Annotated in this window: 25 protein-coding genes; 10 read left to right on the forward strand and 15 right to left on the reverse strand. The window is 72.7% G+C overall.

Annotation, left to right across the window (positions count from 1 at the left end; translation table 11 throughout):
- Positions 1-49: 49 nt before the first annotated feature.
- The 7 genes from IR158_RS11685 to IR158_RS11715 form a co-directional block, all read right to left on the reverse strand.
- Positions 50-1,354, reverse strand: coding sequence for a glycosyltransferase (locus tag IR158_RS11685; RefSeq protein WP_291813179.1), 1,305 nt, complete (start codon positions 1,352-1,354; stop codon positions 50-52).
- 237 nt (positions 1,355-1,591) lie between these two features.
- Positions 1,592-3,826 (reverse strand): glycoside hydrolase domain-containing protein, encoded by a 2,235-nt coding sequence (locus IR158_RS11690; RefSeq protein WP_291813180.1) that lies wholly within the window; start codon positions 3,824-3,826, stop codon positions 1,592-1,594.
- A 165-nt stretch (positions 3,827-3,991) separates the two neighbouring features.
- The gene (locus IR158_RS11695; RefSeq protein WP_291813182.1) at positions 3,992-4,438 is read right to left on the reverse strand and encodes an HIT family protein; all 447 of its coding nucleotides are present in this window, start codon (positions 4,436-4,438) and stop codon (positions 3,992-3,994) included.
- Between the two features lie 467 nt (positions 4,439-4,905).
- Positions 4,906-5,733 carry an aminoglycoside phosphotransferase family protein gene (locus IR158_RS11700; protein WP_291813183.1) on the reverse strand — a complete coding sequence of 276 codons (828 nt, stop codon included), beginning with the start codon at positions 5,731-5,733 and terminating at the stop codon, positions 4,906-4,908.
- Positions 5,734-5,758: 25 nt separating this feature from the next.
- Positions 5,759-6,322, reverse strand: coding sequence for a TIGR03086 family metal-binding protein (locus IR158_RS11705; protein WP_291813184.1), 564 nt, complete (start codon positions 6,320-6,322; stop codon positions 5,759-5,761).
- A gap of 84 nt (positions 6,323-6,406) precedes the next feature.
- Positions 6,407-6,931 carry a hemerythrin domain-containing protein gene (locus tag IR158_RS11710; protein WP_291813186.1) on the reverse strand — a complete coding sequence of 175 codons (525 nt, stop codon included), beginning with the start codon at positions 6,929-6,931 and terminating at the stop codon, positions 6,407-6,409.
- Between the two features lie 85 nt (positions 6,932-7,016).
- Entirely contained in the window at positions 7,017-7,394 is a 378-nt protein-coding gene (locus tag IR158_RS11715) for a hypothetical protein (protein ID WP_291813187.1), read from the reverse strand.
- Positions 7,395-7,785: 391 nt separating this feature from the next.
- Between IR158_RS11715 and IR158_RS11720 the strand changes: the two genes are divergently transcribed.
- Positions 7,786-8,421 carry a superoxide dismutase family protein gene (locus IR158_RS11720; RefSeq protein WP_291813189.1) on the forward strand — a complete coding sequence of 212 codons (636 nt, stop codon included), beginning with the start codon at positions 7,786-7,788 and terminating at the stop codon, positions 8,419-8,421.
- Between the two features lie 85 nt (positions 8,422-8,506).
- Positions 8,507-8,683: a hypothetical protein gene (locus IR158_RS11725; RefSeq protein ID WP_291813191.1), complete on the forward strand. Its 177-nt coding sequence runs from the start codon at positions 8,507-8,509 to the stop codon at positions 8,681-8,683.
- Between the two features lie 33 nt (positions 8,684-8,716).
- On the opposite strand, the gene IR158_RS11730 is transcribed toward IR158_RS11725, so the two are convergent.
- The 4 genes from IR158_RS11730 to IR158_RS11745 form a co-directional block, all read right to left on the reverse strand.
- Positions 8,717-9,115: a type II toxin-antitoxin system VapC family toxin gene (locus tag IR158_RS11730; protein WP_291813193.1), complete on the reverse strand. Its 399-nt coding sequence runs from the start codon at positions 9,113-9,115 to the stop codon at positions 8,717-8,719.
- Positions 9,112-9,345, reverse strand: coding sequence for a hypothetical protein (locus tag IR158_RS11735; RefSeq protein ID WP_191784788.1), 234 nt, complete (start codon positions 9,343-9,345; stop codon positions 9,112-9,114). The genes IR158_RS11730 and IR158_RS11735 overlap by 4 nt, the downstream gene beginning before the upstream one ends.
- 71 nt (positions 9,346-9,416) lie before the next feature.
- Positions 9,417-10,670: an arginine deiminase gene (locus IR158_RS11740; protein ID WP_291813197.1), complete on the reverse strand. Its 1,254-nt coding sequence runs from the start codon at positions 10,668-10,670 to the stop codon at positions 9,417-9,419.
- A gap of 34 nt (positions 10,671-10,704) precedes the next feature.
- Positions 10,705-12,156 (reverse strand): basic amino acid/polyamine antiporter, encoded by a 1,452-nt coding sequence (locus IR158_RS11745; RefSeq protein ID WP_291813198.1) that lies wholly within the window; start codon positions 12,154-12,156, stop codon positions 10,705-10,707.
- A gap of 243 nt (positions 12,157-12,399) precedes the next feature.
- Between IR158_RS11745 and IR158_RS11750 the strand changes: the two genes are divergently transcribed.
- The 5 genes from IR158_RS11750 (at position 12,400) to IR158_RS11770 (ending at position 18,346) form a co-directional block, all read left to right on the forward strand.
- Positions 12,400-13,845: an amino acid permease gene (locus IR158_RS11750; RefSeq protein ID WP_291813200.1), complete on the forward strand. Its 1,446-nt coding sequence runs from the start codon at positions 12,400-12,402 to the stop codon at positions 13,843-13,845.
- 52 nt (positions 13,846-13,897) lie between these two features.
- Complete coding sequence (locus tag IR158_RS11755; protein ID WP_291813202.1) at positions 13,898-15,238, forward strand: APC family permease; 1,341 nt, start codon at positions 13,898-13,900, stop codon at positions 15,236-15,238.
- 36 nt (positions 15,239-15,274) lie between these two features.
- On the forward strand, positions 15,275-16,078 hold the full coding sequence (locus tag IR158_RS11760) for an EI24 domain-containing protein (RefSeq protein ID WP_291813204.1): 804 nt from the start codon (positions 15,275-15,277) through the stop codon (positions 16,076-16,078).
- A gap of 10 nt (positions 16,079-16,088) precedes the next feature.
- Positions 16,089-16,559, forward strand: coding sequence for a DUF805 domain-containing protein (locus IR158_RS11765; RefSeq protein WP_291813206.1), 471 nt, complete (start codon positions 16,089-16,091; stop codon positions 16,557-16,559).
- Positions 16,560-16,669: 110 nt separating this feature from the next.
- Positions 16,670-18,346: a GAF domain-containing protein gene (locus tag IR158_RS11770; protein ID WP_291813208.1), complete on the forward strand. Its 1,677-nt coding sequence runs from the start codon at positions 16,670-16,672 to the stop codon at positions 18,344-18,346.
- Positions 18,347-18,368: 22 nt separating this feature from the next.
- Here the strand turns inward: IR158_RS11770 and IR158_RS11775 are convergent, their stop codons facing one another.
- Together IR158_RS11775 and IR158_RS11780 are read right to left on the reverse strand one after the other, a co-directional pair.
- Positions 18,369-18,710 (reverse strand): HepT-like ribonuclease domain-containing protein, encoded by a 342-nt coding sequence (locus IR158_RS11775; protein WP_291813210.1) that lies wholly within the window; start codon positions 18,708-18,710, stop codon positions 18,369-18,371.
- The gene (locus IR158_RS11780; protein ID WP_291813212.1) at positions 18,707-19,165 is read right to left on the reverse strand and encodes an XRE family transcriptional regulator; all 459 of its coding nucleotides are present in this window, start codon (positions 19,163-19,165) and stop codon (positions 18,707-18,709) included. Before IR158_RS11780 ends, IR158_RS11775 begins: the two co-directional genes overlap by 4 nt.
- 387 nt (positions 19,166-19,552) lie before the next feature.
- On the opposite strand from IR158_RS11780, the gene IR158_RS11785 reads away from it, so the two are divergent.
- The 3 genes from IR158_RS11785 to IR158_RS11795 all read left to right on the forward strand — a co-directional run bounded on the left by IR158_RS11785 (position 19,553) and on the right by IR158_RS11795 (position 22,857).
- Positions 19,553-21,844 carry a hypothetical protein gene (locus IR158_RS11785; protein WP_291813214.1) on the forward strand — a complete coding sequence of 764 codons (2,292 nt, stop codon included), beginning with the start codon at positions 19,553-19,555 and terminating at the stop codon, positions 21,842-21,844.
- On the forward strand, positions 21,841-22,557 hold the full coding sequence (locus IR158_RS11790; protein WP_291813216.1) for a hypothetical protein: 717 nt from the start codon (positions 21,841-21,843) through the stop codon (positions 22,555-22,557). The genes IR158_RS11785 and IR158_RS11790 overlap by 4 nt, the downstream gene beginning before the upstream one ends.
- A gap of 162 nt (positions 22,558-22,719) precedes the next feature.
- The gene (locus IR158_RS11795; protein WP_291813217.1) at positions 22,720-22,857 is read left to right on the forward strand and encodes a hypothetical protein; all 138 of its coding nucleotides are present in this window, start codon (positions 22,720-22,722) and stop codon (positions 22,855-22,857) included.
- A gap of 84 nt (positions 22,858-22,941) precedes the next feature.
- On the opposite strand, the gene IR158_RS11800 is transcribed toward IR158_RS11795, so the two are convergent.
- Complete coding sequence (locus IR158_RS11800) at positions 22,942-23,841, reverse strand: hypothetical protein (RefSeq protein WP_291813219.1); 900 nt, start codon at positions 23,839-23,841, stop codon at positions 22,942-22,944.
- Positions 23,829-24,401, reverse strand: a complete 573-nt coding sequence (locus IR158_RS19350; protein ID WP_366928434.1) for a DUF6318 family protein — start codon at positions 24,399-24,401, stop codon at positions 23,829-23,831. Before IR158_RS19350 ends, IR158_RS11800 begins: the two co-directional genes overlap by 13 nt.
- Positions 24,402-24,405 lie beyond the last annotated feature (4 nt).

Below are 24,405 nucleotides of genomic sequence, written 5' to 3' on the forward strand. Positions count from 1 at the left end.
CGCGCTGGGCTTTTCCACACCTGTCTCACGCGCGCCGGGGCGTGCCCCCTCAGGCCGGGACGGTCGCCCACCTCACCGCGGCGACCCGGTCGAGGATCCGGTCGAGCACCACGCCGCGGTCGAAGCGCAGCGCGTACTCCCGTGCCCGCTCGGCCCACGCGGCGCGCTCGGCGCGGTCCATCGCGAGGACGTCGTCGAGCGCGGCCGCGATGGCGTCGGGTGCGTCGACGGGGACGATGACGGCGGTGTCGCCGACCGCCTCCCCGATGCCCCCGGTGACCGTCGTGACGACGGGCCCGCCGCCGGACAGCATTTTCTCGACCAGCGCGATGCCGAAGGTCTCGACGAACTCCGGGCGCGGCTTGGACGGCAGCACGAACGCGGTGCAGCCGGCCATGAGGTGGCCCTTCTCGTCGTCGGGGACGTCGTCGAGGAACGTGATGAGGTCCGCCACGGGCGTGCGGGCGGCGTGCGCGTGCAGCTCCGCGGCCTGCGGCCCGTTGCCCGCGACGACGAGACGGCGCCCGGCTGCCGGTGCGCCCGAGCGCACGTACCCGTCGATGAGGTCGTCGACGCCCTTGGCGTGCGCGAGCCGCGACAGGAACAGCACGTATCCGTCACGCGTCAGGCTGCGGTTGGCGAGCACCCGGTCGGTCTCGTCCTCGTCCCGCGCGAGGTACGTGCCGACGTCGATCGCGGGGTAGGAGACGGCGACGCGCTCGCGGCACTGCTCGGCGAACCGCGTGCCGTGGCGGGCGTCGATGGCCGCGGCCTCGGTGATCACCAGGTCCCGGGTGTACTGCGACACCGCGAGGACCACGTCGTGCGACAGGTACTGCGCGAGCACGTGCGCCGCGGCACCGAACCGGTCCTCCTGCACGCACGCGCGCACGACGTTGGTGACGTCGGAGCCGACGGCCTCCGCCACCGTGACCACGTCCACGGGCAGGCCCGTGCGGCGCGCGACCGCCACCGCGTCCGCCACGGCGGTGGCGTGCGGCGAGAGGTACAGCGACATCGCGACCGTGGGGACGCCGTCGGTGAACAGCTCGACGAGCCGGCCCGTCAGGCCGGCGAGGAACCGGCCGTCGGGGACCTTGTAGTCGCCGACGGGCTCGGGGCGCTCGACGACGATCCCCGGGGAGTACGGCATGACGCCGTCCAGCGGCTTGAGCGGCAGACCGGCCTCCTGCAGGCGCTCGATCGGCCAGGTGACGATGCGGACCTCGTCGAAGCCCCGCTGCAGCGCGGCCTCGGCGAGGTTGCGTGCCTCACCGGAGTGACCGCAGATGACGGGGTCGGCGCGCACGACGATGACGAGACGGCGGTCGGGGCGGGCGGCGGTGGTGTCCACGGCGTCGTCCTCTCGGTCGGGTCGGGCGGGGGCGCCCTGTCACGGGATAGGCGGGTGCGGGTGTGCTGGATTGCACTCTCACGGGGAGAGGGGGTGACTGGATTGCTCTCTCACGGGGGAGAGGGGGTGACTGGATTGCTCTCTCACGGGGGAGAGGGGGTGACTGGATTGCTCTCTCACGCCCGGGGGTGGCGGGGGAGGCCCCCCTCCCTGGCGTGAGAGTGCAATCCAGTCACGTCAGGGTCTGGACAGGCGGGGGAGCGGGACGTCGACGTGCGGCGCGGGCGCGCTGGGTGGTCGGTGCTGGGTTCCCCACCCGGACGGCTCCGGGCCGAGACCGATGAGCAGCCGGCCGCCGGTGTGCAGCTCGCCGCCCGTGAGGAACGGGCGGTCGAGCGGGACGCCGTCCAGGTGGACCGACTGCACGTGCTGGGCCGGCCCGCCGGGCTCGGGCTCGGTGAAGCCGGTCGTCTCCACCGTGAGCGGCCGGCCGCCCACGTCGACGCGTGCCTCGCGCCACGCGGGCGCGTTGAGCAGGAACAGGTTCTGCCCTGCGACGGGGAAGAGCCCCAGGCTCGCCCACACGTACCACGACGACAGCCCGCCGGAGTCGTCGTTGCCGGGCAGACCACCGCGGCCCGTCCCGAACTGCTGCTGCACGACGTCGTGCACCACCTGCGCCGTGCGGTCGGGGCGACCCGAGTACATGTACGCCCAGGGCGCCTCCATGTCCGGCTCGTTGTTGAGACCCTCGAACCGGTTGAGGGCGTAGCCGGCGGCCATCTCCCCGACGTCGGGGTGCAGACCCGGCTGCTTGACGGGGTCGGCGCCGAAGCCGAAGAACCGGTCGAGCATCGTCGTGAACGCGTCGTCGCCGCCGGCCAGCGCGATGCGTGACGCCATGTCGTGCATCAACCGGAACGAGTAGTTCCAGCGGCCGCCCTCGTAGTACGTCGAGTCGACGAGCAGGCCCGTCGCCGGGTCGTACGCGTTGGTCCAGCGGGCGGCCAGCGGGCCGAACTGGTCGACGAGCGTCAGGTCCCCGACCCTCCCGGCGACGATCGCCGAGCACCAGTACCCGAAGGCCAGGTCGAGCGTGTGGCTGATGGGGTGGGTACGCCCGTGCAGCAGGAACTCCTCGCCGTACGTGCGGCGCAGGTCGTCGGTCATGTGCACGAGCGCCCAGTCCCAGTCGACCCCCGGCAGGCCCAGCGCGCACAGGTCCGCGAGGAACGTGTGGGCGAGGGCCGACCCCTGACGGCTGAAGCGGTCGGCACCGCGAGCCATGCGGTAGCCGATGGGCAGGTTGCCCTCCTCCTCGGCGATCTGCAGCAGGGCGTTCGCCAGCTCGACCGCCTTGTCGGGGAAGAGGGTCGTCATCAGCGGCAGGTGCGTGCGGTAGATGTCCCACATGGTCGACAGGTCGAACGCGAACGGGCCGGGGGTCGGCCAGAACGGGGACTCGTCGGGGGCGAGGCACGGCTTGATCAGCGAGTGGTAGAGGGCGGTGCCCATGACCGTCGCCTTGTCCGACGACGGCGTGTCGACCTGCACCTTGCCGAGGTGCTCGCGCCACACGGCCTGCGTCGTGGCGCGTCGCCGCTCGAAGGACCGCCGCGGGTCGGGCCCGCACTCGCGGTCCAGCGTGTGCGCGGCCTGCTCGACGCCCCGCAGCGAGAACCCGAACCGCAGCTCGACGACCTGTCCCGGCTCGGTCGGCCCCGCCCACATGAGGCCGAACGGCCGCAGGGTGGTGGGCCGGATGCGGTCGAAGTCGAGGCGCGTGCCGCCGGGCATCAGGCGCCGGTCGTACCAGAGCAGCTGCCGCCAGTGCTGCGCGTCGCACTCGACGCGCACGGCCAGCGGCGCGCCCTCGACGACGATCTCCCCCTCGGCGCACCCGGGGCTCACCGAGCCGAGGTGCGCGCGCAAGGGGATGGTCCGGCCGTACGGGATGTCGAGTCCGCCGAGGGAGAAGTCGATGACGAGCCGCGCGTCGTGGTGGGCGGGGAACGTGTACCGGTGGACCGCGGACTTGGGCCCGACGGTGATCTCGGCGCGGATGCCGGACTCCAGCGTCGCCGCGTAGTACCCGGGTTGTGCCTCCTCCTCGACGATCTCCCAGGTGCGGCCCAGGTCGTCGAGCGGCGAGAGCATGGGCGTGACGCGGAAGTAGTTGTAGTACTTGCGGATCGCGCCCGTGCCCGACTGCTGGAAGTGCGTGAACCCGCTGGCCACGAGCCGGTCGTGCAGCACGGGCGGCAGGCCCTCGGTCGACAGGTCGTACCGCCCGTACCCCGTGGGGTACGCCGCCGAGTACGCGCACGCCGACACCATGCCGAACGGGTACGTCGCTCCCGGGTGCGTGTTGCCGACCTGCGGCTTGGGCGACCACCACGTGGCTGCCAGGCCGCTGGGCGCGGGCAGATCGGTCGCGGCGGTGCCGATGAAGGGGTCGACGTGGTCGAACATCCCGGCCTCCTCGCGTGCGTCCGTCCTGCCGTGCGCCTGTCGGTGCGGCGAATCGCGCGGCCTCGTGAGCCGGGTGGACCCAGCGTCGCGCGGGACGCCCGCCGTGTCCACGGGTGCGGTGCGGTGACGCTACGAGGCAGTTGTGTCAGGCGTGTTGCGGGCAGGTCACGCTTCGGCCGGGCCGGGCGGCCGGAGCTCGGCACGCAGGGTCGCGGCGTTCGCGTCGAGCTCCGCGCGCGAGGGGTTCGAGCCCCACCGCGCGCCGATGGTGAAGCCGTCGTCCGCGAACCGCGGGAACACGTGCAGGTGGGAGTGGAAGACCTCCTGGAACGCGGCCTCGCCGTCGGCGTAGAACAGGTTCACGCCCTCGGACCGCAGCGGCGAGCGTCGCAGCGCCGCGGCGACCGACCGGGCGACGGCGAACACCTCGGCGGCCAGGTCGTCGTCGAGGTCCGCCAGCTCGGGCAGGTGCGCCCGCGGCAGGACGAGGACGTGTCCCGGCGTCACCGGATCGATGTCCATGATCGCCAGGACGTTCGCGGACTCGTGCACGACGGAGGCGTCGAGCCGGCGCTCGACGATCCCGCAGAAGACGCAGTCGTCGGTGGTCACGGCTCGATGCTGGCACCACGGCCTGGCCCGGTTCGAGTCCTTTGCCGTCCGTACCGGCCGCTCTCGGGGGTGATGGGTGACTGGATTGTTCTCTCGCGCCCAAAGGGAGGGCGGGGGGTGACTGGATTGCTCTCTCGCGCCCAAAGGGAGGCCGGGGGTGACTGGATTGTTCTCTCGCGCCCAAAGGGAGGCCGGGGGTGACTGGATTGCTCTCTCGCGCCCTGGGGGAGGGCCGGCCATGGCGAGTTCCCTCCGTGGTGAGAGTGCAATCCAGTCACCCCTGGGAGCCCCTTGGTGGTGAGAGTGCAATCCAGTCAGCCCTGGGGAGCCCCGGGGGTGAGAGGGCGATCCAGTGACCCAGGTGGTGGGAGGGCGGTCCGGTTTCATTGTCAGAGGGGGTGGAGGACGCCCAGCTCTGTCAGGGCGCGCCAGCCGATCTCGCGGGTCGTCGGCTCGTCCCACTGGACTCACCCCGCGGCCATCGCGAGGCCCGTGCCGTGCGCGCGGGTCGCCGTCGCGTCCGACAGGCCACCGGGTGCCGCAGAGCGGTACGCGTCGAACGCCGCCCGTACGCCGGCCGCGGGCAGCGCCAGCCACAGGAAACCCAGGTCCGTCGCGGGGTCGCCCTCAGCGATGTCCGCCCAGTCGAGGACGCCGGCGAACCGACCCTCGGCGCTCAGCAGGTTGTGCGGGTGCAGGTCCGCGTGGATCCACGTGCGCGGCACGTCGACGGGCGCGGCGAGCGCGTCGGCCCACAGGCGCTCGGCGCGCTCGCGGTCCAGGCGCACGCCCCGGGCCGGTGCCTGCTCCTCGACGTGCGCGAGGGAGCGCAGCACCACGTGGACGCGCGCGGACAGCGGGATCGACTGCTCGTCGTTGTACGGCGCGTCAGGCGCGGCCGGCACGTGGACCTGCGCGAGCGCGCGCCCCAGGTCCGGGCCGGAGGAGGCGTCCAGCGGCACCTCGGCGGCCGTCACGCCCGGCAACCAGGTCACGACGGCCCACGGCCACGGGTACGCGGCTCCGGGCTCACCGGCCCGCACCACCTGCTGCGTCGGGAACGTCCACGCCGCCCCCAGCTCCCGCACCCACCGCAGCTCGGTGGTCATGGACCCGACGGACGCCGCGCGTCGCGGCAGCCGTACGGCCAGGTCGTCGCCCAGCCGGTACATCGCCATGTCCCAGCCCTCGTACCGCCGGCCCAGCGGCAGGTGCGCCAGGTCGGGGTGCTGCTCGGTGAGCAGCGCGGTGACGACGTCCGGGCCGATCGGGACCCCGTTGGCAGGTGACGGCATGGTGGTCCCCCCGCGCGCCGGTGCCTCAGCCTGCGGTCCGACGCCCCAGCCGTGCGAGCAGACGTGCCTGACGGTCCGCGTCCGCCGGCGGCTCGACGCCGGCCCGGCACACGCCCTCGGAGTACAGCGCGTCGCCGAGGCTGTCGGCCCGGCCCTCGACGAACGTCAGCTCGTCGTCGCTGAGCCGCTCGTCGATCCCCGCTGCGCTCGCGAGGTCCCAGCGGTGGACGACGAGGTCGAGTCCGAAGAAGCCGAGGAGCGTCTCGCCCACCGTCGTGCGGCCGAAGAGGCTGTCGTACTCGCGTCCCGCCACGGTCGGGTCGTCGAGGACTCGGTGCAGGGCCGCGGCGTGCGCCCGCCACCCCGCCGCCGGGTCGGTGCGCAGGTCCACGTCCGGGAGCTCGATGCCCTGCGCGCCGAGGAACCCGCGCTGCGAGTCGACGACGTGGCGCAGGACGTCGCGCGCCGTCCAGCCCTCGCACGCCGACGGCTGGTCCCACGCCGCGGCGGGGAGGCGGTCGCTCACGGCGGTGAGCGGCGCCACGAGGTCGAGGAACGTCGCGGCCGGGTTCGAGGGTGCGGTCTCCATGGCGGGGAACCTACCGGCGCCCACCGACAGGCGCCCGCGAGCACCTCGCCGTGCGCTCGTGCCGGCCGCAGACGGCACCGTGCGTCAGGTCGAGAGACCGCTGACGTCCGACGCCAACGGGCCGAGCGCCGCGCGTGGCGTCGCGTCGAGCACGAGGTCCGTCAGCGCCGGCAGCAGCCGCTTCTCCTCGTACCGGAAGTGCGTCTCCATGACGGCCTCGATGCCGTCGAGGTGCCGGTGCAGCGCGGCGGTGTCGTGGCCGCCCGCAGCGTGCCCGGTCGCGACGACGCGCTGCAGCTCGCCCAGCAGGTGCGACAGCATCGCGTGGTCGCGGACCAGCTGGCTCACGACGTCCCGCAGCCCCGGCGCCGACGCGAGGAGGCCGGGGAAGACGACGTCGTCCTCACCCTGGTGGTGGCCGTCGAGCGCCGCGCAGAACCCGGTGCAGAACAGCAGGAGCTCGCGCGACGGGGACGCGGCGTCCGCCGGACCGTCCGCCTCGTCGTCGACCGCTTCGCGCGCGACCTGCAGGCTGTCCCGCAGGCGCGCATGCACCGCACGCAGCTCACGGTCCCAGGCGATGAGCCGGGCGGGGTCGAGGGTGGACATCTGCGACGAGCCTAGCGGCGCACGGATCCCCGGTCGAGCACTCGAGCCGACGTGCGACGCCGGTGAGCAGGTCGTGGTTCGGCGCTCATGCGGTCTTCCCCAGCTGCGACACGCGCTGAGGGCTCACGCCGAGCACGGCGGCTGTGTCGACGCCGGTCAGTCCGGCTGCGCGCAGACGTGCGACCGCCTGCCGCGACAGGGTCGCTGCGACACGCTGCGCGCGCTCCGCGTCGCGCGTCGCGGCCCGCGCCTCCGCGATCAGGTCGGCGAGCCTCTCGTCGACGACCGGTTCGACCTCGACCTCGATCTCTGCCGCAGGCACTCCGGCGACGAACGCGACGGCCTCCCGGTGTGCCTCCGCGGCGTCCGCGAGCCGCGTCACGGTCGTGAACGCCGACGGGTACGTGTCGTTGCGGACGAGCCAGTGCCGGTCCTCCCGGACTGCCGTCGCGATGATCTTCATCGCCACCACCCCTTCGGCGAGGACCCCTTCGAACTGCTTCCAGAACGCGCGGGCGGTGCCGTCCGGAACCTCGTTGTGCCGGCCGAGCGTGGACCGGAACCCGTCGACGACGATGCCTGTGTGACGGCTCAGCTCGACGACCTCGAACGGGAGGCCTTGGCGACGGGCCTCGCGCTGGATCCTCTTGATGACGTCACCCGCTTCACGAGCGCGAATCTATCCCCCCTAGAACGCAACAATCTAGAGGGGATAGATGATGGAGAAGCTGTGAGGGTGGCTCAGTCGCGGGGCACTTCCGCTGACGCACGGGACGGTCGTGCGCTCGCCGGGCGCTCTCCCCGGGGTTTTCGTACCGTGGAGAAGGTCCGAGGACCGACATCGAGGGGGCACCATGCGACGCACTCTCAGGGCGACGATCGTCGCCGTCACCGCAGCAGCAGCCGTCACCGCCTGCACCGCGTCCGGCCAGGAGCAGAACGACCCGGTCATCAACCAGCAGGAGGCGACGACGCCCCCGATGGGCGACGAGGGCGACGACGGCACCGAGGTCACGCTGCTCGATGCGGACAACAACCAGGTCGGCACGGTGTGGCTGAAGGACGACGACGGCGCGCTCGAGGTCGAGGTCGCGGCCGGCGACCTGCCGCCCGGGTTCCACGGCTTCCACCTGCATGCCATCGGCGTCTGCGAGCCGGACAGCCCGGACCCCACGGACCCGGCGAAGGTCGGCGACTTCCTGTCCGCCGGCGGTCACCTCGGAGCCGACATGGCGGACCACGGCGCGCACCAGGGCGACCTGCCGTCCCTGCTCGTCGACTCCACGGGCTCCGGCCGCCTGACCGCGAGCACGGACGCCGTGACGCTGGAGGACCTGATGGACGACGACGGCACCGCGGTCATGGTGCACGCCGGCCCGGACAACTTCGCCAACATCCCCGAGCGCTACGCGCCGAACGGCCCGGACGCCGACACGCTCAAGACCGGTGACTCCGGCGACCGCATCGCGTGCGGGGTCGTGGGCGGCTGACGCACCCGGCAGCCGCGAGGCGCCGTCGCCGGGGTCCCGCGGCCCTCGGGTGGCGGGGCCCGGACGGCCGTCGCAGGGTGGACCCATGAGCGAGGACACCGTCCACCCGGCATCCCAGCGGCCCGAGACGCAGGACGCGGAGAACCAGCCGCTGCCCGGCGCCACCGGCCCGGACACGCAGCCGCCACCCGGCGACAACCAGGACACGGGCACGCGGCGCCTGTACCCGTCGGACCCGACGGGCGACGACCCGACGCCCTGACGGCCGCACTGCGGGTCACGCTGGCGGGGCGCATCAGATCGTGACGACCTCGCAGGTCAGCCCCGGTGCCCCGGCGAGCCGGCGGTCACCCGTGAGCAGCGGTGCGCCGAGATGGCCGGCGAGAGCCACGTAGGCGGCGTCGTAGGCCGAGAGGTTGTGCGTGAGCCGCCACACGTCGGGCTGGAGCGGGGCGAGGGGCCAGAGGTCGACCGGCAGCTGCGACCACGTGCGTACGGCGAGCGCCGCCTGGTTCGCGGTGAGGTGCCCCGCCGCCCGGCGTCGGCGCAGCACGTTCAGCACCTCGTAGCCGAGCAGGTCGGGTGCGGCCAGCTGAGCGCCGGACATGTGGGTCGCGGCCCGCTCACCGCGGGGGCCGGGGTCGATGAGGACCGCCAGGACGGCTGACGCGTCCACGACCAGGGCGGTGGTCACCGCCGTCCGGCGTCGAGGTCGTCGAGGATCTGCTCGGCGCTGACGTCGGGGTACCCGAGCGCACGGCCGCGGGCCTGCGCGACGGCGTCGGCCGCCGTCGGCCGGGCCGCGAGCTCGGTCAGCGTCGCGCGCAGGTACTCCTGCAGGGACCGGCCGCTGCGCGCGGCGCGCGCGGCGAGCTCGTCGCGGACGTCGTCGGGCACGTCGCGGACGGTGAGGGACACGCTCATGCCGTCAGATTACTGCGACTGCATGCAAAGTGCATGCGCCGCGGCCCGGCAGCGGGGATCCGCGGCGGGCCTCACCACTCCAGCGGGTCCCGCACGATCGGGCACGTCATGCAGTGCCCCCCGCCCCGGCCACGCCCCAGCTCGGCCCCGACGATCGTGATGACCTCGATGCCGGCCTTGCGCAGCAGCGTGTTGGTCAGGGTGTTGCGGTCGTAGGTGAACACGACGCCCGGCTCGAGGGCGACGGCGTTGTTGCCCGAGTCCCACTGCTGGCGCTCCGACTCGTACACGTCGCCGCCGGTGTCGATGGTCCGCAGCGAGTCCAGGCCCATGGCGCGGGCCACGACGTCGGTGAACGCGGCCGACCCCTCGTCGACGACGTCGAAGCCCGGGCGCGCGTCCGACGGCAGCAGCGTGAACGTGTGCACCGCGTCCATGATCGTCGGGTACAGCGTGACGACGTCCCGGTCGACGAACGTGAACACGGTGTCGAGGTGCATCGCCGCGCGCAGCTTCGGCATGCCGGCCACCACGACCCGCTCGGCCGCCCCCTGCGCGAACAGCGCCGCGCTGACCTGCGTGATCGCCTGCCGGGACGTCCGCTCGCTCATGCCCATGAGGACCACGCCGTTGCCGACGGGCATGATGTCGCCGCCCTCGAACGTCGCCTGCCCCCACTCCTCACCCGGGTCGCCCCACCAGACGCGCGAGCCGACGTAGTCCGGGTGGTGCAGGTAGATCGCCTGGTAGATGAGCGTCTCGTCGTGCCGCGCCGGCCAGTACAGGGGGTTGAGCGTCAGCCCGCCGTACAGCCAGCACGTCGTGTCGCGCGTGTAGAGGGTGTTGGGCAGCGGCGGCATGAGGTACTCGCGGGCGCCGGTGGACTCACGGGCCAGGCCGATCGCGGGCGGGCGGTGCTCCGCCGGCAGGTCGATGGTCGCCAGGCCGCCGATGAGCAGCTCCGCCAGGCGCGCCGGCGGCAGCTCCTCCAGGTAGGCGCGGGTGCTGTCGACCAGGCCCAGACCGACCCGGTTGGGCACGATCTTGCGGTCCAGCAGCCAGTCGCGGGCGCCGGGGACCTGCAGGGTCTGCGCGAGCACGTCGTGCAGCTCGACGACGTCCACGCCGCGGGTCGTCAGCTTGTTGACGAAGTCCGCGTGGTCGCGCTGCGCGTTCTCGACCCACAGGACGTCGTCGAACAGCAGCTCGTCGCTGTTGGTCGGGGTGAGGCGGCGGTGCGCGAGCCCCGGGCGGCAGACCATCACCTTGCGGAGCCGCCCGACCTCCGAGTGGACGCCGTAGCCTGCGGACACGGTCTGGCTCATGCTCGTCCTTCCGTCGGGTGGGGTCACGTGGGCCTCACAGCTCGATCCGGCCCGTCGCCAGGCCGAGGAGGCCGACGACGGCCCCGGCGACGACCACGGCGCACAGCACCGCCTCGGCGGGCGTGAACAGCCGCCGCCGGTGCTCGCGGCGCGCCCTGACGTACAGCAGCGTCAGCGGCGCGAGGATCACGGTCGACAGCAGCAGGAACTCCAGCCCCGCGGCGACGAACAGGAACAGCGTGTACCCCGTCGCGACGCCCGCGACGATCGCGTGCGTGCGCCGCGTGCGCGGGTCGACGCCCTCGTAGCCCTCACCGGTCAGCGCGATCTTCAGCGCGTACGCCGCCGCGAGGAAGTACGGGATGAGCGCCAGGCTCGTGCACAGGTCGAGCATGAAGTTCAGGGCGTCGGACACCAGCAGCGTGAGCAGCAGCAGCGCCTGCACCGCGATCGACGTCGCGACGAGCGCCATGATGGGCGTGCCGACACGGTTCTCGCGGCCCAGCAGCTCGGGCAGGTCGTCGTTGCGCGCCGGGTGGTACATGACCTCGGCGGCCATGAGCGTCCACGCCAGGTACGCGCCCAGTACGGACACCACCACGCCGACGGAGATGAACGTCGCGCCCCACGGGCCCACGACGGACTCGAAGACGCCGATCATCGACGGCTGGCGCGTCGCGGCGATCTCCGCGCGGGGCAGCACCGCGTACGACGACAGCGTGACGAGCGCGAAGATCGACAGCACCGACAGGAAGCCCAGGACGGTCGCGCGGCCCACGTCCTCGCGCCGCCTGGCGTACCGCGAGTACACGCTGGCGCCCTCGATGCCGAGGAACACGAACGTCGTGATGATCATCGTGTTCTTGACCTGCTCGCCCATCGTGCCCAGGTCGTCGTACGCGAAGAAGTTGTCCGCGAAGACCCCGGCGTCGAACGCGAACAGGAGGACGACGACGAACGTGAGGATCGGCAGGACCTTGAAGACCGTGACGATGCGGTTGATGACGGCCGCGTCCCGCACGCCGCGCGCGATGAGGTAGTGGAACAGCCACACGCCGACGGTCGACACGGCGACGGCCAGCAGCGTGTCGCCGTCGCCGAACGCGTCGAAGAAGGTGCCGAGCGTCGCGGTGATGAACACCCAGTAGAAGGTGTTGCCCGCGACGGTCGACGCCCAGAACCCGATCGCCGAGTTGAAGCCGACGTAGTCCCCGAACCCCGCCTTGGCGTAGATGAAGACGCCCGAGTCGAGGTCCGGCTTGCGCACCGCGAGGTTCTGGAAGACGAACGCGAGCATGAGCATGCCGGCGCCCGCGATGGCCCACGCGATGAGCGCCCCCAGCACGCCGGTCGCGACACCGAACCGCGCGGGCAGCGAGAACACCCCCGCGCCCACCATGCCGCCGACGACCATGGCGGTGAGCGTGGGCAGCGACATCTTGGCCGGCGCGGCGGCCGGTGCGACGGTCTCCTGCGTGCTGGTCATGCATCCGCCCCCCGGCGCCGCACCCCACCTGCGGGGGTGACCCTCGCCACACTAGGGGTCCCGGCGTCCCGGGCGGAACAGGCAGGGGCGGGGCGACTATCCCGCGTCGGCGCTGGTGGGAGGTTTCCACGACCTCGTCGCGGTGCTCGGCGTACCGACGGTCCCGCCGACCTCGCTCGCGCCGCGACTACCGTGGACGGGCGGCCTGCCGGCCGCGTCCCCACGAGCCGAGGTCCCCACCGCATGACGTCCGCACCCTCCGACCCGCTGGGCGGTGTCCTCCAGCCGGGCACCGCAGCCGACCCGCCCCGCGGTGCCTCCGAGGCCGCCCCCGCCCTCGGCCACGGCCTGCGGGCGCGGCACCTGACGATGATGGGCCTGGGGTCCGCGATCGGCGCCGGGCTCTTCCTCGGCAGCGGCGTCGGGATCGCCGTCGCCGGGCCGGCCGTGCTCGTGTCGTACGCCGTCGCCGGGCTGCTCGTCGTCCTCGTGATGCGGATGCTCGCCGAGATGGCGTCGGCCGTCCCCGCGAGCGGGTCGTTCTCCGTGTACGCCGAGCGCGCGCTGGGCCGCTGGGCCGGGTTCACGCTCGGGTGGGTCTACTGGTTCACGCTCGTCATGGTGCTGGGCGTCGAGATCACCGGCGTCGCGCGGATCGTCACGGGGTGGCTGCCGGGCGTGCCGCAGTGGGGGGTCGCGCTCGCGGCCGTCACGGTGTTCGCCGTCGTGAACCTCGTCGGGGTACGGCAGTTCGGGGAGTTCGAGTTCTGGTTCGCGCTCATCAAGGTCGTCGCGATCGTCGGGTTCCTCGTCGTGGGCGTCGCGCTGGCCTTCGGGTGGCTGCCGGGGACCGAGCCCGTCGGGACGTCGAACCTGCTGGGGCACGGCGGCTTCGCGCCGACGGGACTGGGCGGGATCGCCGCGGGGCTGCTCGTCGTGGTCTTCGCGTTCGGCGGCATCGAGATCGTCACCATCGCGTCGGCCGAGGCACGCGACCCGCAGCGGGCCGTCGCGCGCGCCACCCGGTCGATCGTGTGGCGCATCCTGCTGTTCTACGTGGGGGCCGTCGCCGTCATGGTGCTCGTGCTGCCGTGGGACGCACCGCAGCTCGTCGACGGGCCGTTCGTCGCCGTCCTCGAGCTGGCCGGGTTGCCGGGGGCCGCGCGGCTCATGGAGGTCGTCGTCGTCCTGGCGCTGCTGTCCGCGTTCAACGCCAACATCTACGCGACGTCCCGCATGGCCTTCTCGCTGGCCGGGCGCGGTGACGGGCCGCGCGTGCTGCGCCGGGTGTCGGGGCGCGACGTGCCGTGGGTCGCCGTGCTGGTGTCGGTCGTCCTCGGGCTCGTCGCCGTCGCGCTGAACTGGCTGCTGCCCGACGCGCTGCTCGGCATCCTGCTGAACGCCGCCGGGTCGTCGCTGCTGGTGGTGTGGGTGCTGGTCGCCGTGTCGCAGCTGCGGCTGCGGCCCCGGCTGGTCGCCGCCGCAGGCCCCGAGGGGCTGCCGCTGCGCATGTGGGGCTACCCGTGGCTGACGTGGGCGACGCTGGCGGCGCTGGGCGGGGTCGTCGTGCTGATGCTGACCGACGACGCGGCGCGCGCGCAGCTCGCCGCGACCGCGGGGCTGGTCGCGGTCGTCGTCGGGGTCTACGCGGTGCAGCAGGCGGTGCGCCGGCGCGCGACCGCGGGCTGACCGCCCGGCCGCTCGCCGCGCGCGCCGGGCGGACCTGCCACAGAATCGGCGCGTGACGAGCGAGACGGAGAAGGCCGCGGGCGCGCCCCGGCTGAAGCGGGCCGTGACCGGCCCCCTGCTGTTCCTGTTCATTCTCGGCGACGTGCTCGGCGCCGGGGTGTACGCGCTGATCGGCGAGATGGCCGGCGAGGCGGGCGGGCTGGTGTGGCTCGCGTTCGCGATCGCGCTGGTCATGGCGCTGCTCACCGCGTTCTCCTACGCCGAGCTGGTCACCAAGTACCCGAAGGCCGGCGGGTCCGCGGTCTTCGCGGAGAAGGCGTACCGCAGCCCGCTCGTCGCGTTCCTCGTCGGGTTCTGCATGCTCGCCGCGGGCGTCGTCAGCGCCGCCGGGCTGTCGCTGGCGTTCGCGGGCGACTACCTCAGCGCGTACATCGACGTCCCGCAGGTGCCCGCCGCGATCGTCTTCCTGGTCCTCGTCGCCCTCATCAACGCGTGGGGCATCAAGGAGTCGCTGCGCGCCAACATCGTCATGACGCTCATCGAGACCACCGGGCTCGTACTCGTCATCGTCCTCGGCGTCTGGATCATCGGTCGCGGCGAGGCCGACCTGGGCGGCGCGTTCACGCCCCCCGCCGAGACGGGCGTGTGGGTCGCCGTGCTCGGGTCCGCGCTCATCGCGTACTACTCGTTCGTCGGGTTCGAGACCTCCGCGAACCTGGCCGAGGAGATCACGGACGTCTCCCGCGTGTACCCGCGCGCCCTGTTCGGGTCGCTGCTCACCGCCGGCGTCGTCTACCTGCTCCTGGGGTTCATCGCGCCCGCCGTCGTCGCGCCGTCCGAGCTCGCCGAGTCCAGCGGTCCGCTGCTCGAGGTCGTGCGCGTCGCCGGCGGCGTGCCGCCCGAGCTGTTCGCGGTCATCGCGCTGATCGCCGTGGCCAACGGCGCCCTGCTGACGATGATCATGGCCAGCCGCCTCGCGTACGGCATGGCCGAGCGCGGGCTGCTGCCCGGGCCGCTCGTGCGCGTCCTGCCGAGGCGCCGGACCCCCGGCGTCGCGATCGTCGTGACGACGCTCGTCGCCATCGTGCTCGCGGTCACCGGTGAGCTCGCCGACCTCGCGTCGACGGTCGTCCTGCTGCTGCTCTTCGTGTTCCTCTCGACGAACGTCGCGGTGCTCGTGCTGCGGCGTGACCAGGTCGAGCACGACCACTTCCGCGCCCCGACGTGGCTGCCCGTGCTGGCCGTGCTCTCGTGCCTCGTGCTGCTGACGCGGCAGGAGCCGCAGCACTGGGCGCTCGCGGGCGTGCTCATGGGCGTGGGGGTCGTGCTGCACCTGGTGACGCGGAAGTCGTCGCGGGCGTCGGCGGTGGCGCGGGGGACCGCGGAGGGGTGAGGGGCCTACGCTGCGACACCATGCGTGAGGTGCGCGATGCGTGAGGTGCTCGACGGTGCCCGCCTGCTGCTGCGCGGGTGGGGGTACTGGCGGCGGCAGCCGCGGGTCATGGCGCTGGGTCTGGTGCCCGCCGCGGTGGTCGGGTTCCTGGTGCTCGCCGCGATCGTCCTGCTGGTGCTGAACCTGGGGACCGTCGCGGAGTGGCTCACGCCGTTCGCCGACGACTGGTCGCCGACGTGGGAGCGGACCGCCGAGGTCGCCGCGCAGGCCGTGGTGCTCGCGGGCGCCGTCGTGCTCGTCGTCGTCACGTTCACCGCGCTGACCCTCACCGTCGGTGAGCCGTTCTACGACCGGATCTGGCGGGTCGTGGAGGCGACCGAGACCGGCGCGGTGCCGACCGGTGACACCGGGTTCTGGCGCGGCGCCGAGGACGGGCTCGCGCTCATGGGGCGCGGGCTCGTCGTCGCGGTGCTCGCCGGGGCGGTGGGGATCGTGCCGGTCGTCGGGACCGCGCTCGGGTGGGTCGGCGGGCTGCTGCTCACCGGGTGGGCGCTCGCGCACGAGCTGACGTCGCGCGCGCTGATCTCCCGCGGCGTGCCGCGGCGCGAGCGCAACCGGCTGCTGCGGGCGCACCGCCGCCGGGCGATCGGGTTCGGGGCGGCGACGCAGCTGTGCTTCCTGGTGCCCGGCGGGGCCGTGGTGACGATGCCCGCGGCGGTCGCCGGCGCGACGCTGCTCGCGCACGCCGTGCTGGGTGAGGACGCCCGACCCTCACCCTTGGCCACAGGGTTATCCACAGATGGGGAGAAACCGGACCAAAGGGTGATCGACCGCCCCTAACGTCCCGGGCATGACGACAACACGCCACCCCCACGCCCGCCCCTTCGACGACACCCCGCTGCCCGGCGCCGGGTTCGGGGAGTCCATCCGCCGGTACTTCGGGCGGTCGACGGTGTTCACCGGGCGCGCCGGACGAGCCGAGTACTGGAACCCCGCGTTCCTCCAGGTCGTCGTCGTGTGGGGCGGCGTGCTGGCCATGCGGGTGCTGGATGACGGCGGGGCTCCCGCCGGAGCCGTGCTCGTCGTCGGGGCGGCGACAGTGCTGTGGGCGCTGGTCACGGCGGTGCCGACCATCGCGCTGAACACCCGCCGGCTGCACGACCTGAACCTGTCGGGGTGGTGGCAGGTCGTCGCGCTGGCACCGTACGGGTGGGTGTTCCTCGTCGTCGTCGGGCTGCTCCCGGGGCGGCCGGCGGGGCAGCGGTACGACGCCGCCCGGCCCGCGTACGCGGCGTGCACCGGGTGCGAGCGGTGCGGGTGAGGGCCTCCGCGTTGCGCCAGGCGCTGTCGGCGACGGAGACCGCCCGCCGCCGATGGGGACCTTGGTCCCGTGACTACCTATCCTGAGGTGTACCGCACCAGGAGGTAGCCGTGAGGCAGGCAGTGGCCCGCGCCCGACCGCAGGACGACGTCAGGTCGGCCCTGCAGTCGGCGATCCTCGACATGGCGGGCGACCTCGACACCCGCAGCCTGCTCGAGCGGTTCGTCGCCGCGAGCACCAGCCTGACCGGCGCGCGGTACGGGGCGATCAACATCGTCGACGCGGACGGTGCGTCGGTCGAGTTCGTGCAGAGCGGCATCCCCGACGCCGTCGTCGGCCTGCTCGGGCACCCGCCGCACGCGTGGGGCGTGCTGGGCGTGATCCCCGACGAGGGCGTCCTGCGGCTCGACGACCTCACCCAGCACCCCGCCTTCCGTGGCCTGCCGCCGGGGCACCCGCCGATGGGCTCGTTCCTGGGCGCCGCCGTGCGCGTCCGCGGTGAGCGCTTCGGGACCCTGTACCTCTCGGAGAAGGCGGGCGGGTTCGGCGCCGACGACGAGGCGGTCGTCCTGTCGCTGGCGGCCGCCGCCGCCGTGGCCGTGCGCAACTCCCAGTCCTACGCGCTGGAGGTCCGGCGTCAGCAGTGGCTGACCGCCGCGCAGGACATCGCCACGATGCTGCTCGAGGGCGCCGACGCCGAGGACGTCCTCGAGCGGGTCGCCGGCGCAGCGGTGCAGGTCGCCGACGCGGACGTCGCCGCGATCGTCCTGCCCGGGGCCGACGAGGACGAGCTCCTGGTCGAGATCGTCACCCCCGCGGGCAGGGCGCTGGTGGGGGCCGACATGAGCGCCGAGCGGCGGGTCCGCGCCGCGTTCGACGACGGCATCGGGTGCCTCGTCGCCGACGCCGGCGCGGGCGACTCCCCGGCGCTCGTCGGGTACGGGCCGTCGCTGCTGGCGCCCCTGCACGCCCAGGGGCAGGGGATGGGGGTGCTCGTGCTGCTGCGGCGCGCGGGAGGCGTCCCGTTCACCGACGAGGACCTCACGCTCGCCCAGTCGTTCGCCCGGCAGGCCGCGCTCGCGTTCGTGCTCGGCGAGGCCCAGCGGCTGCGCCGTCACGCCGCCGTGCACGACGAGCGCACGCGCATCGCGCGCGACCTGCACGACCTCGCCATCCAGCAGCTGTTCGCCGCCGGCATGCAGGTCGAGGCGCTGCGCACCGACCCGGCCGAGCCGGTGTCGGCGGAGGTGTCGCAGGTGCTGGAGGAGGTCGTCGGGCACGTCGACGCCGGCATCCGGCAGATCCGCGTCATCGTGCGCACCCTCGACGACCCGGGTGCCACGATCCCGCTGGTCCAACGGGTGGTCGCCGAGGTCGAGCTCGCGCGCTCGTCCCTCGGCTTCGCCCCGCACCTCAGCGTCCACGTGGACCACCTGCGCGTGGACCCCGTCGCCGGTGACCGGGTGCTCACCGCCGGCATCGACGACGTCGTCGCGCCCGGGCGCGCCAACAACGTCGTCGCGGTCGTGCGCGAGGGGCTGTCGAACGTCGCGCGCCACGCACGGTCGCGCGCGGTGTCCGTCCGGCTGACCGTGACGACCGGGGAGGCCGGGCAGGTGGTCGTCGAGGTCGAGGACGACGGTGTCGGCGTGCCGCCGGCGCGGACGCGCTCGTCGGGGACACGGAACCTCGCGCAGCGCGCGGAGGAGTCCGGTGGGTCGTTCGCGCTGCTGCGGCCCGCGTCCGGGCGTGGGGCGCTGCTGCGGTGGTCGGCGCCGCTGGACTGAGGGGTGGGTGAGGGCTACGAGCTCATCTGCCCCCGAGTTCCGCGATGAGCCCGGGGATGCGGTGCGCGAGGGTCGCCCACACGAAGTCGGCCTGCACCTTGTCGTAGTGGTGCGCGATGAGGTTGCGCATCCGCTGGATCTTGACCCACTCCACCTCCGGGTGCTCCGCCTTGAAGTCGTCCGGCAGTCGCTCGACGACCGTCGACACCTTGATGACGATGCGCTCACCGGCGTTGCGCAGCAGCCGCCCCTGGGCGTCGTCGGCGAGGTAGGCGGCCTGACCGAGGCTGACGACGTGCGCCGCATCCTCCGCGATGGCCGCGAGGTCGTCGAGGAGACGGGTCACCTTGTCCGGTGCCGTCACAGGGGGATCGCCTCGCGTCGGGCGTGCGCGCTCACGGCGCCGGCGACACGACCGGACACGACGTCCACCTTGGTGCCCAGGAGCTGCTCGAGCTCGTCCGTGAGGTCCAGGACGTCGACCAGGTCGGTGCCGTCGTCGAACGTGATCATCAGATCGAGGTCGGAGTCCGGGGTGTCCTCACCACGGGCGACCGAGCCGATCACGAGCGGGTCGTGACCGTGATGCCGCGCGACGGCATCGCGGACCGCGAGGCGGTGCCGGTCGAGCACCGCGGAGGGCCGGACGCGGAGGGCGGCGTCGAGGCGGGCGCGCCCCTCCGGGCTGATGCCGCGTCGCCCGGTCTCGACCGCTGCGATCACCGGCTGGGCGACTCCGGACCGCGCCGCGAGCTCACGCTGCGTGAGGCCGAGGCGCAGGCGACGGGCACGCAGCTCGGTGCCGAGGTGATCGGTCATGGACCGACGATAGCGCGAGTGCTATCGCGCCGGGTCGGTCACTGGTCGAGCTCGGCCCGGCCCAGATGGTCGACGCCCGTCGAGGTCGGGTGCGCGTCGAGCCGTCCGGGCGCGGAGGTCCGGAGCGCACGAAGGGGCATCAGGGGCGCGCGACGACGTCCGCATAGCTGTTCACTGTCACGGGAAACAACCATGACGAGAGGTGAACCACCAAACCGCTGTGTGGTCGAGGCTGCCGTGAGCTGCTCGATGGTGCACGGGTGCGCCCGCAAGCGCCGTGAGTGGTCCGTCGCGCCTGGGTGAGGCCCTGTGGACGACCCGGGCGACAGGCCGCTCCCGAGCGCTACGGTGTGCCCGGTTCGTCCGGTTCTGGCCAAGGGGGTGCGTGTGGATCTCGCGGTGCTGGAGCGTTCGCCGGAGGCCGGTGACGTCGATGCCGTCGACGGGTTGGTCGCTGGCTACGTCGCCCGCGCGGAGCGGTTCGCGACCCGGGCGGTGAATGTGCGGTCTGCCGGGGACGGGTTGGTGGCGGCATCCGTCGGGGAGTGGGCGTCGGCGTTGGGGGAGCGGTCGGTGCGGCTGGCGTCCGGGCTGGACGATGCCGCCGGCGGGTGCCGGCAGGTGGCGGGGGTGCTGGCCGGGTACGGGGCGGCGTTGCGGGGGTTGGAGCGGCGGGTGATGGCGGCCCGGGACGAGGTGGAGTCGGCGCGGATCCGCGCGGTGGCGGCGCGGGAGCGGTACGCGGTGGCGGCGTTGGCCGGTGGGGTGGGTGCCGTGCCGTGGTCGTGGACGGAGGTGCCGGCGTTCGCGCCGGTGCCGGAGGCGGCTGGTGAGCTGCGGGTGTGGCGGGCAGCGGTGGGGGATGCGGCGGCGGGGTTGCGGGCGTTCGTCGCGTGCTGTGACGAGCGGGAAGACCTGGACCAGGAGACTGCGGCGCGGTTGGTCGGGGTGGATGTCATGGGGGCGTACGCGCCGGGGACCGGGCTGGACGCGATCGTCGACGTGCCGTTGGTGCAGGCGTTGGCGGCGAGCGCGGCGGGGACGGTGACGGCGGAGCAGCGGCGGGTGATGGCGACGTGGTTCGCGGAGGCTGCGGAACAGGTGAGCAACCACCCCGCGGACACCCAGACGCTCGCGGCGCTCACGGACTTCCTCGATGCGTGGGGCGATGACGGCGAGCTGATGTCCGGGATCTTTGTCGCGATCGGCGGCGCCGGGGTGGTGCGGTTGCTGACGATGCTGGGCGAGCAGATGGTCGTCGGTGCGACGGACCGGAACTCCTCGCTCGCGGCCGCGGGGGGAGCGCTCCGCTCCGGTCTGGCGTCGGCGTCGTCGACGTGGTCGTCTGCCGAGGCGGCGTCGTACGCGGCCGACATGGTGCGGGTCGCGTCGAGCATGAACGGCACGCTGTCGGCGATCGGCTACGTCTTCGCGGACCCGCAGAGCGCACGGATGAGCCAGACGTTCACCGTGGCGATGGCCGACCTGCTGGACGCCATCGAGCGAGGCAACGGCGGGCCATGGCGCGACGGGCCGGGAACTCCCGGCCACGCGCTCGACACCATCGGACTGCTGTCGCTCGAGGGGGGTGGGGCGCACGACGCCGCGGCGCGGGTGTTCGAGACGCTCGGGGCGTACCCCCAGGCGGCGAGGGACTGGTTGACGGGGGAGGGGATCGACTGGTCAGCCCCGGACCAGGCCTTTGCCCTCGACCGGATCACGTACTGGTTCCATGACCGAGGCTGGGCCGTGGGTGCGTCCGACGGATTCGCCGGGATCGGTGCACTGTGGGCTGGGGTCCAGGCAGAACCAGGCAACCTCGCAGTGAACCGCCAGGTCGCAGCGATCAACACCCACGTCCTCTACGAACTCAGCACCAACCGAGCGCTGGTGCCCGGCCACCTCTCCGCGCGCGGTGCGGAGGGCCTCGCCACCGCTATCGCAGGGCAGCTTCCTGGCCTCGTCGAAGTGGGCTTCGAGAGCGGCTTCTCCGAGGATGAGATCAGCCTGCGATGGCATGACGTCACGGTGCCGTATCTCGAAGGGACCGTCCCGACCGCGCGCATCTCTCGGGGCTGGCTCCGCCCCGTGCTCACAGCTGTGGCAGGAGAGGTCGAAGGTCGTCTCGTCCTGCATGGCGCGGCCCTGGACTACCAGGTGCGAGTCCAGGCAGGAATCACCCACGGACCGGCATCTGCTGCGGCAGGCCTGGACGCTCTGGTCGCGGTGTGGGGTGGGATCGATGGAGCGACCTACTCAGCGGCCGAGGTCAAGCAGTACCTCCAGGACCAGCAGACCCGAGCCGCGCTCGACGTCGGCCGCCACGTGGTCGATGCGGGCGTCGCGCTCTCGCCCGTCGGCCCCCTGACGTCGATCGGCGTGGACGCGGGGCTCGACGCCCTGCAGAAGCTGGGTGAGTCCGCGCTCACCGGTGGTCCGCTCCCGAGCGGCACCGACTCGGCGGTGCCGCATGGGGTGGGATCGCTCGAGGAGTTCTTCAGCACGTCTGTGGCCGAGTACCGGCGCCTCGGTCTCTGGGACAAGTCCAGCGGCCATGCCGGGGACGTCTCGTCAGAGCCGGCGGACGACGTCGCTCGTGAGCTCGTCTCCGACTACGACCTCATCGTCGGCGCCATGCGATCGAGCGCGTCGGACGGCGTCAAGGGAGATACGACGTGAAGAACCAAACGACGTCACGCATGCACCGTCTGGCTGCGCCGCTGGTCTTGGCACTCGTGGTTCCGATCACCGCGTCCGGCTGTGGCGAGGTCAGCCCGACGCCAGTGGCGACTGCCGATGTCCGATGGGCGCAGAGTGCTCCGTCGGGAACCATCGAGGACGATCCCTGGGTTCGCGCAGTCAGAGCAGGCGAGCTCGCCTACGCGACGGCGGTCAACAGCTCCAACTTCACCGATCGGTCCCTGGTCGGCACGTGGCGCGAGGACCACGTGCGTTGGTTCGCTCGCGCAGCCGCGCGGCGTCTCGATGAGGGCAGGGCCTTCGTCGTGCTCGGACCGCGGCCCTTCACGCCGCTCGCTGTCGACGTCGAACCGTCCGGGACAAAGGCCATGGTGGTCGGCTGCGCCGACGACTTGGCGATCAGTCCCACAGCTGACGACGAGTACCCGGAGCCATGGCCGCAGGCCTTCGAATTCCGGCTCGAGCAGGGACCGGACGGCCAGCGGCGAATCACGGGCGCCGCGGGGCTGAGGGAGCCGTACACGCTGTCCACGGGAGAGGCACTCACCGACGAGTACTGCGGTTCGGTGCCGATCGCACGCGGCACATTCGATCCGCAGCCCGATCCCCGGGCCCTAGGGGACCTGCGCGGCCGTGATCTCGTGACTCCGGCGGAACCGAGTCCGACGTTTGCGGTCGAGGTGCCCAGGTGACGCACTCACCTCGGGTTCAGGGGTGCAGCCGTGGTTGATCTGAGGGTCGACGACGGTGCCGTTGCCTCGTTTGCAGCCGTGGTCGGTGCTCATGCCGGAGTCGCGGGGGCGGAGTGCACCGCCGCCGGTCAAACCCTCGGGTCCGGCATCGTCCAGGACGCCTTGGGCAATGTCTCCCTGGTGCTGACGGTGCTGGATCAGGCGCTGGCCGACGGGGCGGGTGCGCTCGCGCGCGACGCCCGGTCTAGCGCGCGGGCCTGGGAGTCCGCCGACGTCGGCATCGCGATGCGTGCCGTCTGATGGCCGGGATCTCGCACCGTCGAGCGGGCCTTCAGCACGCGCCGATGCCGTCCAGCGAGTGCAAGACCTCCTCCGGTTACTGCGTCAGCAGTCGGGTGGTTTGGGTCTGTCGGTGCACAGGTCGGCGACGAGGCGGCTGGTGCGTTCTTCGACGGTGAAGGGTGGGGAGGTGGTCGTGGTGTTGGCGGTGCCGTTGATGTCGCGCCAGATGGGTGAGCCGTCGATCTGGTAGCGGCCGGTCCATTCGGCGTTCAGGGTGATGGTGCTGGTGCCGGGGTTCTCGTACTCGTGGAACACGTCGTGGTGGGGGTAGGGGTGGCCTGGTGAGGTGGTGGTCAGGGTGTGGCCGTCGCCGAAGTCGTAGGTCCAGCGGGTGGGGGTGGCCTCGACGGTGATGCCGTAGCCGAGCAGCTCGGTGCGCAGGGTGACCGGGGTGGGGTCGGTCGAGACGATGGTCTCGATGTTGATCAGGACCCAGCCGCGGTCGGGTTGCAGGGTCAGGGTGGGGGAGGGCAGGGGGAGGCGGCGGAAGTCGGCCTCGGTGAGTACGGGCAGCAGGTCGACGCCGCAGCCGCCCGGGTCGATGTCGTCCCAGGGGCCCCATGGCGAGGCAGGCGTGGGGCGCGTGTGCATCCACATGGGCATCACGAGGGTGTCGCCTTCCTCGCACTGGACGGCGGTGGTGGCCAAGTTGGCCCCGGGCGCACAAGTGCCGTCGGGGAAGCCCTTGACCCACATGCCGGCCGCCTCGCGGCAGTAAGGCGATCGTTCGTAGCCGACCAAGCGTTGCTCCGGCGGGATGCTCCGGATCTGCCGGGCCATCTCCTCGGTCTCACTTGCTGCCAAGTGCGCTGCACCGTCGTTCCCGAGCGCAGCTTCAAAGTCCGGCGCCGCCGCAGCGGGTGTCACGACACCGACGAGCGCGAGGGTGACGACTACAGGCAGACCGAACCAGGCGAGTGCCCGCCGCCTCAACTGGCCCATGGGGCGTCCGACGGGCCTACGTCGATGGCCTCGACGGTCCAGGATTCTGTGAATCGTAGTGCGAGCAGGAGTGCGAACTCGCCACCTTCACTCGCGCTTCCGTCAGGCCGCGTGTAGGGCTCCTGGCTCACGATCAGCGCCACCGTGTAGAAAGTCCCAGGATTGATCTCGGTCGGCTTCGACGACTCGACCAGGACCACTCCATCCGGATCTGGTCCGGTTTCCGTGATGTCGCTGGTGAAGCCTGCGCACGTTTGGCAATCTGGCGCTGTCAGGCGCGTCCACTCCGAGACGTCAGCCGTCGCGGAGGCGTGGTTGAGCACAGCTATGGCGTACCGCGCGGCGGCCTCGGCGCCGGTGATGTCGGCACTACTCATCTCCGCCGGCAAGGGGGGCGCCGTAGTGGTGGCGCTCGATGTCGTCGTAGCAGCGACACTCGGTTCCGCTGTCAGTGTCGCCACCGCAGTCGATTCCGCAGGCACAGCGGGACCGGTGCACGCACCCAACATCAGCCCCACACCTGCGACGGCAGCGAGCCGCCTGCGCCTATGCATCCTCATGCCG

Origin of the sequence: Cellulomonas sp., from assembly GCF_015234515.1 — a bacterium.
GTDB lineage: Bacteria > Actinomycetota > Actinomycetes > Actinomycetales > Cellulomonadaceae > Cellulomonas.